Below are 13,155 nucleotides of genomic sequence, written 5' to 3' on the forward strand. Positions count from 1 at the left end.
CCCTCGGGACCAATCGCGATAATGCGCGCCTTCAGTCGATGCGCCCGTAGCTCAGCTGGATAGAGTACCTGGCTACGAACCAGGTGGTCGGAGGTTCGAATCCTTCCGGGCGCGCCATATTCCCGAGAGAGGGCATCCAGATCCGGGTGCCCTTTTTCATTGTAGAAAGCCCCAAAGGATTCGAACCTCCGATAAACACGTCGGTTCGATCCCGAGCGCAGCGAGGAACGTGTCGGCCACCGGCCGACACCCGGAAGGGCCAGGCGCGCAGCGCCGCCGCTATCCTTCCGGGCGCGCCATATTCCTGAGAAAGGGCACCCATGTCGGGCTGCCCTTTTTCGTTTGTCCGATCTCAAAGGATTCGAGCCTCCGGACAGACACGTTGGTTCGATCGACCCAGAAATCACCTCTCATGTATCCACTCACCAGCCCCGTTCCCGACGCCTCCCCCGGCCTCCGTCCCTGCTGGATGGATGCGCTGATCACCCCACAGGCCTCCACCCGCCTGCGGCACGTCGCTCTGGGCCTGGTGCTGGCGATCGCCCTGATGGCCGCGGAGTTTGAAGCCGCGGCGGCCGGGTGGATTCTTCTCGGCCTGCTGGGTTCGGTGGCGGTGCTGGCCCTGTCGGTCGATCCGCGCTGGCTGTACCGCATGGCCTATCCGGGCGTGGTCGTGCTGGCGGTTGCCGTCGCCGTACCCACCGCCTATGCCGCCTACATCCTGGCCCTTTCAGGGGCCGTCGCACCCGCGATCGTGTTCGCGCTGGTCGCCCTGGCCGCCACACTGCTGGGCCCCGAGGAAGGCAGCCGCTGGCTGGAGCGACGCAGCCGCGAAGAGGACCGCCTGCGCCGCGGTTGAACGACCGCCACTCACCGGCAAGGCGTCCTCGCCTACTCCTCCCTTGCACGACAGCTGGCCACTTGCGACCTATCTCCAGTGAACTTAGCGTGTCGGCATCATCCGACACGGAATCCGCCATGCGCCAGATGTCCCCCCGGGAATTGCAGGACCACCTCGCCGAAGCTGACCAACCACCCGTCCTGCTCGATGTTCGCGAGCCCTGGGAGTACCAGCGCTGCCGTATCGACGGCTCGAAGCTGATCCCGATGGGCGAGATTCCGTCCGCCTACCAGGAGTTGAACCCCGACGACGAGATCGTGGTGATCTGTCACCACGGGGTGCGCAGCCAGCAGGTGTGCTGGTTTCTGAGCCAGGCCGGGTTCCACAGGGTGGTCAATCTGGCCGGCGGCATCGACGCCTGGGCGCGTGACGTCGACCCGCACATGGCGACCTACTGATCCCTCCCGTGCGCGGGCTCCCGGCCCTGTCGGTCATCGTCCCGGCGTGGAACGAGGCGCAGTGGCTGCCAGAGACCCTGGCGGCCCTGCAGCAGGCCCTCGCGGGCATTGACCGCAAGACCGAGATCATTGTCGTCGACAACGCATCCACCGATAGCACCCCACAGATCGCGCAACAGGCGGGTTGCCGGGTCGTGTTCGAGCCCGCACGGCAGATCAGCCGCGCCCGCAACGCGGGCGCCCGGGCAGCCTGTGGCGATTACCTGCTGTTCGTCGATGCCGACACCTGGCCCGACGCCGATCTGATCCGTGCGACGCTCACAGCACTGGACAGCGGCGAGGTTTGCGGCGGCGGCGCGCGAGTCGCATTCGATCACCTGACCCATCGCATCTACCGCTGGGGCGCGGCGGCCTGGAACACCCTGTCGGCACGTTTGGGAATCGCCGCCGGCTGCTACGTCTTCTGCACCCGCGAGGCCTTCGAGGCAGTCGGCGGTTTCAGCGAGCGGGTCTATGCCGGCGAGGAGGTCATCCTGTCGCGCGCGATGGCCCGCTGGGGCCGCCACCACGGGCAGCGGTTCGGGATGCTGGACACCCCGGTGCTGACCTCGGGGCGCAAGGCGGACTGGTTCAGCCCCGCCCAGCACATCCTGGTGGTGTTCCAGGCCCTACTGCTGCCCTGGAGCCTGCGCTCGCGCCGCCTAGCCTGGTTCTGGTACACCCGGCCAAGGGATTGAGGTATCGGGTGAGCCAGCCGACGAGGTCGGGGTCTCCACTTAGTGCCTGGCTCCGGTATACTGCCCGGTCTTTCGTTTCCGTCGAAGAACACACCCGAGCCGCCATGAACCCGCGCCTGGACCGGCTACAGCCCTACCCGTTCGAACGCCTGCGCCGGCTGTTCGAGGATCTGGAGCAACCCGCGGACCGCGAACCGATTGCCCTGTCGATCGGCGAGCCGCGTCACGCGCTGCCGGGCTTCGTCGAGCCGGTACTGCGCGATTCGATCCTGGGGTTCAATCACTACCCCACCACCCGCGGCGAGCACGAACTGCGCGAAACCATCGCCGCCTGGCTGGAAAAGCGCTTCGGCCTGGATGCAGTGGACGCGGAGCGCCAGGTGCTGCCCGTCAGTGGCACCCGGGAGGCCCTGTTCGCGATTGCCCAGGCCGTCGTGGCCGGGAAGCCCGGTGCCCGTGTTCTGATGCCGAATCCCTTCTACCAGATCTACGAAGGCGCGGCCCGGCTGGCCGGGGCGGAGCCGGCCTTCTATGACCTGGTCCCGGAGAGCGGCTACCTGCCGGACTTCTCGCACGTGGATGCGGCGACCTGGGATGAAGTACAGCTCGTGTACATCTGCAACCCTGGAAACCCGGCCGGGGCCTGCATGTCCGAGGCTGCGATGCAGGAGTTGCTTGGCCTGACCGACCGGCACGACTTCGTGATCGCCGCCGACGAGTGCTATTCCGAGATCTATCACCCGGAGGCCCAACCGCCGGCCGGGCTGCTCGGCGCCGCCACCCGCATGGGCCGTACGGGCTTCGAGCGCTGTATCGTGTTTCACAGCCTGTCCAAGCGATCCAACCTTCCGGGCCTGCGCTCGGGCTTCGTCGCCGGCGATGCCGACCTGCTTGAGCGCTTCACGCTGTATCGCACCTATCATGGCTGCACCCTGCCACCCCCGACCCAGGCCGTCAGTCGCGCCGCCTGGGCGGACGAGGACCATGTCGCCGACAATCGTGCGCTGTACGCCGAAAAGTTCGCGGCAGTCGTACCCATCCTGCAGCAGGTCATGGATGTCGAGCGGCCACAGGCCGGCTTCTACCTCTGGCCGCGTGTCCCCGATGGTGACGACGAGGCCTTCGCCCGCCGCCTCTATGCCGAAGCCGGGGTGACGGTCCTGGCCGGGCGCTACCTCTCCCGCAGCGACCCCGAGACCGGGCACAATCCCGGGGCGGGACACGTGCGCATGGCGCTGGTCGCCGAACCGGCCGCCTGCATCGAAGCAGCCGAACGCATCGTTTCACTCTATCGATAGAACCGATTTTTATATAATTACAAAGGACATTTCATGTCGGATATCAAAAGCATCATCGAGACCGCCTTCGAACACCGCGCCGAGATCAACCCGCGCAACGTGGAAACCAACGTCCGTGACGCCGTGAACGAAGCCATGGAGATGCTGGACAGCGGCCAGGAGCGTGTCGCCCAGAAGAAGGGCGGCGACTGGGTGGTCAACGAATGGCTGAAGAAGGCTGTTCTGCTGTCGTTCCGCATTGCCGAGAACGAATTCATCAAGGGCGGCTTCACCAACTACTACGACAAGGTGCCGTCCAAGTACGCCGACACCTCCAGCCGTGACTTTCGCGAAGGCGGCGTGCGCGTGGTGCCGCCCGCTACCGCCCGCCGCGGCAGCTACATCGCCCCCAACGTGGTGCTGATGCCCTCCTACGTGAACATTGGCGCCTACGTTGACGAAGGCACCATGGTGGACACCTGGGCGACCGTCGGCTCCTGCGCCCAGATTGGCAAGAACGTACATCTGTCCGGCGGCGTCGGTATCGGCGGGGTGCTGGAGCCACTGCAGGCCGCGCCCACCATCATCGAGGACAACTGCTTTATCGGTGCGCGCTCCGAGGTGGTCGAGGGCGTGATCGTCGAGGAAGGCGCGGTGATCTCCATGGGCGTGTATCTCGGCCAGTCGACCCGCATCTACGACCGCGAGAACGACGAGATCCTGTTCGGCCGCGTGCCGGCCGGCGCAGTGGTGGTACCGGGCAACCTGCCCTCGAAAGACGGCAAGTACTCGCTGTACTGTGCGGTGATCGTGAAGCGCGTGGACGAGAAGACCAAGGCCAAGGTCGGCCTGAACGCCCTGCTGCGCGATGTCTGATCTCGTCCTCTACGGGATCGCCAACTGCGACACCGTGCGCAAGGCACGCCGGGCGCTGGATGCGGCCGGCGTGGACTTCCGCTTTGTGGACTTTCGCAAGGACGGGCTCGAGGAGGCGCAGTTGCACCGCTGGGTGGATGCTGTTGGCTGGGAGGCCCTGGTGAACCGGCGCGGTACTACCTGGCGCCAGCTCCCCGAGGATACGCGCGAGGCCATCGACCAGGAGCGTGCGATTGCCCTGATGCTCGAACACCCGACGCTGATCAAGCGCCCGGTCGTCGAGCGTGGCGGCGACGTATACGTTGGCTGGAACGCAGCCACTGCGAGTGAGCTTGGGGCTGGCTGACCTTTTCCAGCGGGCTCCGGCGCTCGTGGCTCTTGCTCGCTTCGTTTTGGCTGGGCCTGGTTCGGCATTGGAGTTTACGGTGGCTTCGGTCCGCCGCCTGCCTGCGCTGTCTCGCCAGCGGGCGCCAGACCCCACCGTACGATGCGGATGAGCGCAGCGAATCGCATCAGGGTTAGCCCCGCCGTTGGAACGGTGCGTTTCGCTGCGCTCAACGGCACCCTACGCGACAGACCGTATACCAGATCTGACCGCAACCAGATCAGGCGCGTTGCTGGCGGAAGCCGGCTACCTCGGCCTGCAGGCGTTCGGCGAGGCCTTCCAGGGCCTCGACGGCCTCCTGCATCTCGCGGGCGCCATCGGCACTGCGTACCGCGATGTCGTTGATGTGGTGGATGTTGCGGTTAATCTCCTCGGCGACCTGGCTCTGCTGCTCCGTGGCCGAAGCGACCTGGCGCGTCATGTCGTCGATGGTGGTGACGGAGTCGTGGATGTATCCCAGCGTCTCCTCCGCCTCGCCGGCCTTGCTGACTGAAGACTCGGCCTGCTGTTGACTGACCTCCATCGCCTGCACGGCCTTGCCGGCCGCACCCTGCAGGCGCTGGATGATCTCGCGGATCTCGCCGGTGGAATCGTTGGTGCGCTGGGCCAGGTGGCGCACCTCGTCGGCGACCACGGCAAAGCCGCGGCCCGCCTCGCCGGCCCGGGCCGCCTCAATCGCGGCGTTGAGGGCCAGCAGGTTGGTTTTCTCGGCGATCTCCTCGATGACCTCGAGGATGGACCCGATATTGTCGGAGTCGCCCTTCAGCTCGTCGATGACGGTGCTGGCCTTGCGAATCTCGCTGGCCAGCGCATTGATCGACCCCTGGGTCGCCTGCACTACATTGCGTCCACCCTCGGCCGCGCGGGTGGCCTGGCCGGCGCTTTCCGCCGTGCTCTGGGTGTTGTTGGCCACCTCCTGCACGGTTGCCGACATCTGGTTCATCGCGGTGACCACCTGCTCGACATCGGAGCGCTGATCGTTGGTCGCGCGACTCAACTCGTTGCTGCGGCCTTCCAGCTGGCGCGCCGAGGCGGCGATCCCGTCCGCCGCATCCGCCACCTGCGTGATCAGGCCCGACAACCGCTCCATGACCGCGTTGAATGCGGTGCTGGTACGCCCGATTTCGTCATCGGTGGTGATCTCGACACGATGGCCGAGATCCGCCTGTCCCGAAGCGATTGCCTCCAACCCCGAAGCCAGTCGCTCCAGGGGCCGAACCAGCATCGAGGCCGCGAACCAGCCGATCGCCAAAGCGACCAGAAAGGCCACCACCCACAAGCCCCAGAGCAGCCACCACAGCTGGTCCACCAATGCGGCGTCAACGCCCGCTGCCAGATCGCCCTTCATCACGTGGAAGGTTACCCCGCCCATGATGGAAAGCGGGATGGTGCTGACAAGGATCACAAGGATCACGAGCTTGAGGCGCAGTCCGCCGATCTTCAGAAGCCGGTTCATGGGGTTCCTCCTTTCCCCGCTATAACGGCCGGGCTGGCCGGTACTTTATAGCGCGCCCATCTTCGCGTGGGCGACGCCAAGAGCAGGTGACCGGATCAAGTTCAGTACACAGGTTTACAGACACAAAAAAACCCGCGTCCCCATGGGAGACGCGGGCGGATTCGGTCAGAACGGCGAGGAATCTAGCGGCTGCGTGCAGCCCGATTGCCCTGCGCCGCACGGCCCTGGCCACCACCGCGATTGCCGCCGGGCTTGGCCCCACGGCCCTGGCGCGGCTTGCCATTGCGTGCGCCGCCACCCGGCTTGCCGCCACGGCGATGACCATTGCCATCGTTGGCCGCCGGCTTCGGGGCCGCGAAACCCTCGGTTTCGATCCGATCGATCGGGCGCTGAATCAGGCGTTCGATGCCCTTCAGGAGCTTCATCTCTTCGCCATCCACCAGCGACAGTGCGGCACCAACGGACCCGGCACGACCGGTACGCCCGATGCGGTGGACATAATCTTCCGGCACATTCGGCAGTTCGAAGTTGACCACCTGCGGCAACTGGTCGATGTCCAGCCCTCGGGCCGCAATATCGGTGGCGACCAGCACCGGCACGGCCCCGGTCTTGAACTGCTTGAGTGCCCGGGTACGCGCCGCCTGGCTCTTGTTGCCATGGATGGCCTCGGACGGCACACCGTCCTGCGTCAGCTTCTGTGCCAGGCGGTTGGCTCCGTGCTTGGTGCGGGTGAACACCAGCACCTGGCCCCAGTCGTTGCTGCGAATCAGATGGCTCAACAGTTCGCGCTTGCGGCTGGTCTCCACCAAATGCACCGTCTGCTGCACCGTCTCGGCAGCGGTGTTGCGCGGCGCTACGTCGACCTCTGCCGGCTTGTTCAGCAGGCTCGAGGCCAGAGAACGGATCTCGCCGGAGAAGGTCGCCGAGAACATCAGGTTCTGGCGCTGCTTGGGCATCAGGGCAATCAGCCGGCGAATATCGCGGATGAAGCCCATATCCAGCATTCGATCGGCCTCGTCCAGCACCAGGATCTCCACGCCGGAGAGGTCGATCGTCTTCTGGCCAGCATGGTCCAGCAGACGACCCGGGGTGGCCACGACGATATCCATCGGGCCCCGCAGTGCTTTGATCTGCGGGTTCATGTTCACACCGCCGAAGATGGTCATCGACTTCAACGACAGGTGGCGACCGTAGGTACGAACGGAATCGTGGACCTGTGCAGCCAACTCGCGCGTCGGCGTCAGGATGAGTGCCCGCGGATGCCCTGGCTTGCGCTCGGGCGCTTGCCCGGTAGTCAGTCGCTGCAGGATCGGCAGCGTAAAACCGGCGGTCTTGCCGGTCCCGGTCTGCGCAGCGGCCAGCAGATCCCCGCCTTTCAGGACTTCGGGAATTGCCTGGGTCTGGATCGGGGTCGGCGTTTTGTAACCGGCCTGGTCCAGCGCGCGCATAAGGGGTTCGGCCAACCCAAGGTCGGCAAAGGAAGAAACGGAAGACATGCAATACTCCAACGGCTACCCGCCACTCGTACTCGAGGGGCGCCCATCGGGGTATGACGAAATCGGGGGGACGGGAACCGAAAAGGTTCCGGATCGGTGAACGGACGCTGACGGGCGGGGCGTTCGATGGGGCCACTATACGGGCTCGGGACACGAAAGCAAGCTTATTCCGCCGATAAATCCTACCGCGACACTAAAGATCTCTACCCCCTGTTCTAATTACTGTCGTATATTACCTAGAATATAAGAATAATCGCGCCAGGGAAGGCCGGGCGGCCTGCACCATCGAGAGATGCGTCCATTTCGCCCAAGGGTCAAACGCGCGTGCTTCGCGGCAACGGCATACACCCAGCAAATTGATCGTCCGTTGCCGACTCTGGAGGGGCACGATGAAGGAGTTCGTCCGGGCCACGCGTGGTCTGGTCACCAACGGCATGGCAGATCGCCAAGCTCGTTCGCGGGCACGTGGATGCATGGCGGCCGGATGAGAACGTTCCCCCGCTCATGGCCAGTGCGTCATACGCCACTGGCCTGGCTGGCATTGCTGGCCCTGTTCATGCTGCCCGTGTTTCTGTGGATGGCCGGGATCCCCGTCCCGCCGCTGGTTCCGCTGGAACACATGACAGCGTTCCACACAGCCACCGAGCTGTTCGCGGTGGTGGTGGCGATCGGGGTGTTCGCGGTGGCCTATCATGTGCGCGACCGGCGACGGGTGCTGGCCACTCTGATCCTCGCCACCGGCTTCCTCGCAGTGGGTTTGCTCGATTTCCTGCATCTGATGACCTATCCGCAGATGCCGGATTTCATTACCCGAAATTCTTCTCAGCAGACGATCTTCTTCTGGCTCGCCGCCCGGCTCATTGCCGCCCTGGCGCTTCTGTTATATGTCGCCTTGCCGCTGATAGCACGCAATCGCGAACCGGCCCCTATGACATTTCTGGCCGGAGCCCTGGTCCTGGTCGCATTCCTCGCGTGGATTGGGCTCTGGCACGAGCACCGCATCCCGGCGCTGTTCATCCCGGGCGAGGGGCTGACACCCGTGAAGATCGCCCTGGAAGGCGTGGTGGTCGCACTGCATGCCGCAACGCTGCTCATCCTCCTGCTGCGGCCACAGTTGCTGCAACGCCCGGGCATGCCCCTGGTGGCCGCCGCACTCATGATCCTGATGTCGAGCGAGGTGTTCTTCACCCTCTACGGCAGCCTGTCCGACGGCTTCTTCGTGCTCGGCCACATCTACAAGGTGGCGGGCTACGCGCTGATCTACTGGGGCGTATTCATCGCAAGCGTACGCACACCCATGGAGCAGCTAAGAGCCGCCCATCAGGATGTCGAACTGCGCCAAAAACGTTATGAACAACTGATCGACACGGCCCCGGACGGGGTGCTGGTCACCGACGCGAACGGGACCATCCTGATGGCGAACCGCAACATCGAGCGCCTGTTTGGCTACCCGCGCCGGCACCTGATCGGCGAATCCGTGGAGACGCTGGTTCCCGAGCGCCTGCGCGAACATCATCGTTCGATGCGCGAACGGCAGGGCGACAACGTCTCGGAACGCACCATGGGCGAGGTACCCGATCTGCGCGGGCGCCGGCTCGACGGCTCGGAAATTCCGGTCGACATCAGTCTCAACGCCCTTGAGGACGAGGACGGCTATCGAATCACGGCCTTTATTCGCGACGTCACGGACCGTCAGCGCCGAGAAGCGCGCATCCAGCACCAGGCGACCCACGACAGCCTGACCGGCCTGCCCAACCGCTGGCTCCTGCACGACCGGCTCACCCAGGGCATTGCCCATGCCAACCGTCACCACCACCGGATCGCGGTGATGCTGCTTGATCTGGATCACTTCAAGATGATCAACGACACCTTCGGCCACCACGAGGGCGACGAACTGCTGCGGGAGGTTGCACAGCGCCTGAAAGACGTCGTTGGCGCCGATGCCACTATCGGACGATTTGGCGGCGACGAGTTCATGATCCTGCTCCCGGACGTTTCGGACAGCCTGCGGATCGGAGAGCTGGCCCAGCAGATCCTGGAGCTGTTTGACCGGCCGTTTCACACGGGGCCGGCCCGCCAGTTCACCTCGAGTGCCAGCATCGGGATTGCGTTGTTCCCCGAGGACGCGCGCGATGAACACACGCTGGTCCGTTACGCCGACATGGCCATGTACGAAGCCAAGCGCACCGGCCGCAATACTTACGCCTTTTATTCCGCGCATCTCGATGACCAGGTACGCGCGGAACAGCAACTCCAGGAACGCCTGAAGCGCGCGCTGGAAAATGACCAGCTGGCACTGCACTTCCAGCCGGTAATCGACGTTCACACCGGAGCCGTTGTCGGCGCTGAAGCCCTGCTGCGCTGGGACGACCCGGAATTGGGCTCCGTGGCGCCGTCCAGCTTTATTCCCAGCGCCGAGGCCAGCGGTCTGATCCTGCCGCTCGGCGCATGGGTGATTCGGCATGCGTGCCAGCAACTGGCCAGCTGGGAACGCCAGGGCGCCGATTTGTCCCTGTCCATCAACATCTCGGCGCTTCAGTTCCGCCAGCTGGATTTCGTCGACCAGCTACGGCAGACCCTGAGGGAGACCTCCGCAGCGCCCGAACGACTGGAGATTGAGGTCACCGAAACGGTGGCCATGGCCGATGTCGGCCTGGCTCGCGAGCACCTCTCCGGCCTCAAGGCGCTGGGCGTACGCGTGTCGCTGGATGATTTTGGTACGGGGTATTCCTCCCTCGCCTATCTCAAGTCATTGCCGATCGACAAGATCAAGATCGACCGCTCGTTCATTGCCGACATCGGCCGCGACCGCGACGCCGAGATGATCCTGCGCTCGGTGATGAGCCTGGGTGACAGCCTGCACCTGAATCTCGTGGCGGAGGGCGTGGAGACGGCCGAGCATCTCGCCTTCCTGCAGCGGGAAGGCTGCGACTTGTATCAGGGGTGGCTGCATTCGCCGGCACTGACCATTCAGGAATTCAATGCCACCATCCATTCTCAACTAAAGGCCTGAAACCGACCCAGCCGAGCGCAGTTCAAATATGCATTAGCATTCGCTGTTTGACACAAGGCTAACGTTCCCATTGAATCAGGTACATAACGCCTGTTTTACATTGGCGGGCGCAATAACGAAGGGGAACGCCCTATTGGCCGAATCCCCTCGCGACGCAGGGAGTCAGCGTGACAGGGAGATTCCGTATTGGCACGGCGTCGGGGCCAGGCAGTGGCCATACTCCGACGCCGCACACACGCTCAACCTGGGTGATCGGGCTCGGGTTCACGGTTGTGCTGGTCCTGATGACGGTGATGATCGCCCTGGGGCTGAACCGCATGGCGCAGGTGCACGACCGTCTCGAACTGATCGTGCACGAACACAACGTCAAGACCGAGCTGCTCGGCAACATGCGCAATGCGGCGCGCGAACGGTCGGTCACCCTGCTCCAGTTGTCGATCACCACCGACCCCTTCGATCTCGACGAGGGGATCATGACGTTTCGCGGCCACGCATCGGATTTCATGGTCAACCGCCAGCAACTGGATGCCATGCCGATGACCGCGGAAGAACAGAGACTGCTCGACGAGTCCCGCGGGCTGACCGAACGCGCAGTCGAGGTCCAGGAGCGCGTGCTCGACCTCATTCTGGAAGGCCAGACGGAAGAAGCCACGAACTGGCTGCTCGCGGAGGCCATCCCGAAACAGGGACGGGTGCTCGAGCACCTGGACGCGATGATCGGGTTGCAGAAGGAGGCCAGTGTGGCCGCTGTGCGTGATACGGCACGGCAGTATCGTACCGCGGTCGTCCTGAAGCTGGTGCTCGGTGGCGCCGCGCTACTGATGGGGATGCTGATTACCCTGGGCGTGCTGCGGCATACGCGGCGAATCGAATCGGCCCTGTTCGAGGAGAAAGAGCGCGCCCAGGTCACGCTGCACGCCATTGGTGACGGCGTGATCACCACGGATCTGGAGGGCCGGATCGACTACCTCAACCCGGTCGCCGAACACCTGACGGGCTGGGACCAGGAAGCCGCTCGCGGTCAGCCGCTTTCACGCGTTTTTCACATCATCCGCGAGTCCACTGGCGAACGGCTCCATCATCCTTTGACCGAACGCCTGCCGGACGGCACGGCATGCACGCTCGATCAGGAGGCCATCCTGATCTCGACTGAGGGGCGCGAGCATGCGATCGAGGAGGTCTCGGCCCCCATCCGTGACCGCGATGGCACCACCATTGGTGCGGCCCTGGTGTTCCGCGATGTTTCCCGGGCCCGCGAGATGGCGCGCGAACTGTCCTGGGCCGCCACCCACGACTGCCTGACCTCGCTGGCCAACCGCGCGGAGTTCGAACGCCGCCTCGCCCAGCTGGTGGCCACGGCCCACCAGGAAAACCGCGAGCACGCCCTGCTCTACATGGACCTGGACCAGTTCAAGCTGGTGAACGATACCTGCGGGCACGGGGCCGGCGACGACCTGTTGTGCCAGTTGACCTCGCAGCTACACAGCCAGCTCCGCGAGAGCGACACCCTGGCCCGCCTCGGGGGCGACGAGTTCGGCGTGCTGCTGTCGAACTGCCCGCTCGTACAGGCGGAACGCATCGCGGAAAACCTGCGCGCGACGGTCGACAGCTACCGCTTCGAATGGCAGGGACGCATCTTTCGCGTAGGTATCAGCATTGGCGTGGTCCCGGTATTCGGACACACCAAGGATACCGCGCAGTACATGAGCGAAGCCGACGCCGCCTGTTATCTGGCCAAGGAGCAGGGACGCAATCGTATCCACGTCTCGCGCGCTGGCGACACCGAGCTGTCGCATTGTCAGGGCGAAATGAACTGTGTCCAGCGCATCACCTATGCGCTGCAGCACAATCGTTTCTGGCTGCATGGACAAAGAATCGTCCCCGTTTCCAGCGACGATCCCGCGCATACCGAGATCCTGCTGCGCATGGTCGAAGACGATGGCACGGTGGTACTGCCGGCCACCTTCATTCCCGCCGCCGAACGCTACGGGCAAATGCCTGCGATCGACCGCTGGGTCATCAAACGGGTGCTGAAGCACGTCGCCAACGACACCGATACCGAGGGTCACTTTGCCGTCAACCTGTCCGGGCACTCCCTGTGCGACCGCGGCATGCTGGACTACATCGTCGAACAGCTCGAGCAAAGCGGCGTCGATCCCGGCCGTATCTGTTTCGAGATCACGGAGACCGCTGCCATCGCCAACCTGAGCCAGGCCAGCCGTTTTATTCGCGTACTGCGCGGCCTGGGCTGCCAGTTCTCCCTGGATGACTTCGGCACGGGGATGGCCTCGTTCGGCTACCTCAAGACACTGAAGATTGACTACCTGAAGATCGATGGCAGCTTCGTACGCAACATGGCGGACGACCGCATCAGCCGAGCGATGGTCGAAAGCATTCACCACATTGGACGCGTGATCGGAGTCCAGACCATCGCGGAGTGTGTCTCGCACGAGAGCATGCTGGACTCCCTGCGGCTGGTTGGCGTGGACTATGCCCAGGGATTCGGGCTGCATCTTCCGGAACCCCTCGAGCCGTGCCCGGTGGTCGTCAAGGACAGCCCGCGTACCGGCTCGGTTGCCAACTGATTCGCGCATGAAGACCAGGCGGCCGGAGCCC

General features: G+C 64.4%; 10 protein-coding genes and 1 tRNA gene. 9 read left to right on the forward strand and 2 right to left on the reverse strand.

The window, feature by feature from the left end:
• The first annotated feature begins 40 nt into the window (after window positions 1–40).
• The 7 genes from C935_RS0105870 (at window position 41) to C935_RS0105900 (ending at window position 4,535) form a co-directional block, all read left to right on the forward strand.
• Window positions 41–117: transfer RNA gene (locus C935_RS0105870), tRNA-Arg, on the forward strand.
• Between the two features lie 295 nt (window positions 118–412).
• Window positions 413–859 (forward strand): hypothetical protein, encoded by a 447-nt coding sequence (locus C935_RS0105875; RefSeq protein WP_155984203.1) that lies wholly within the window; start codon window positions 413–415, stop codon window positions 857–859.
• 119 nt (window positions 860–978) lie between these two features.
• On the forward strand, window positions 979–1,299 hold the full coding sequence (locus C935_RS0105880) for a rhodanese-like domain-containing protein (RefSeq protein WP_018861591.1): 321 nt from the start codon (window positions 979–981) through the stop codon (window positions 1,297–1,299).
• 8 nt (window positions 1,300–1,307) lie between these two features.
• Window positions 1,308–2,036 (forward strand): glycosyltransferase, encoded by a 729-nt coding sequence (locus tag C935_RS0105885; RefSeq protein WP_018861592.1) that lies wholly within the window; start codon window positions 1,308–1,310, stop codon window positions 2,034–2,036.
• 104 nt (window positions 2,037–2,140) lie between these two features.
• Entirely contained in the window at window positions 2,141–3,334 is a 1,194-nt protein-coding gene (dapC, locus tag C935_RS0105890; RefSeq protein WP_018861593.1) for a succinyldiaminopimelate transaminase, read from the forward strand.
• 33 nt (window positions 3,335–3,367) lie between these two features.
• Complete coding sequence (dapD, locus tag C935_RS0105895; protein WP_018861594.1) at window positions 3,368–4,189, forward strand: 2,3,4,5-tetrahydropyridine-2,6-dicarboxylate N-succinyltransferase; 822 nt, start codon at window positions 3,368–3,370, stop codon at window positions 4,187–4,189.
• Window positions 4,182–4,535, forward strand: a complete 354-nt coding sequence (locus tag C935_RS0105900) for an ArsC family reductase (protein WP_018861595.1) — start codon at window positions 4,182–4,184, stop codon at window positions 4,533–4,535. Before dapD ends, C935_RS0105900 begins: the two co-directional genes overlap by 8 nt.
• Before the next feature lie 259 nt (window positions 4,536–4,794).
• On the opposite strand, the gene C935_RS0105905 is transcribed toward C935_RS0105900, so the two are convergent.
• Window positions 4,795–6,030, reverse strand: coding sequence for a methyl-accepting chemotaxis protein (locus tag C935_RS0105905; protein WP_018861596.1), 1,236 nt, complete (start codon window positions 6,028–6,030; stop codon window positions 4,795–4,797).
• 182 nt (window positions 6,031–6,212) lie between these two features.
• Window positions 6,213–7,478: a DEAD/DEAH box helicase gene (locus C935_RS0105910; RefSeq protein ID WP_018861597.1), complete on the reverse strand. Its 1,266-nt coding sequence runs from the start codon at window positions 7,476–7,478 to the stop codon at window positions 6,213–6,215.
• Window positions 7,479–8,010: 532 nt separating this feature from the next.
• Between C935_RS0105910 and C935_RS0105915 the strand changes: the two genes are divergently transcribed.
• Window positions 8,011–10,539, forward strand: a complete 2,529-nt coding sequence (locus C935_RS0105915) for an EAL domain-containing protein (protein ID WP_026278675.1) — start codon at window positions 8,011–8,013, stop codon at window positions 10,537–10,539.
• A 248-nt stretch (window positions 10,540–10,787) separates the two neighbouring features.
• The gene (locus C935_RS0105920; RefSeq protein ID WP_018861599.1) at window positions 10,788–13,124 is read left to right on the forward strand and encodes an EAL domain-containing protein; all 2,337 of its coding nucleotides are present in this window, start codon (window positions 10,788–10,790) and stop codon (window positions 13,122–13,124) included.
• Window positions 13,125–13,155 lie beyond the last annotated feature (31 nt).

The organism is Thioalkalivibrio sp. ALJ3 (genome assembly GCF_000377205.1).
Lineage (GTDB): Bacteria > Pseudomonadota > Gammaproteobacteria > Ectothiorhodospirales > Ectothiorhodospiraceae > Thioalkalivibrio.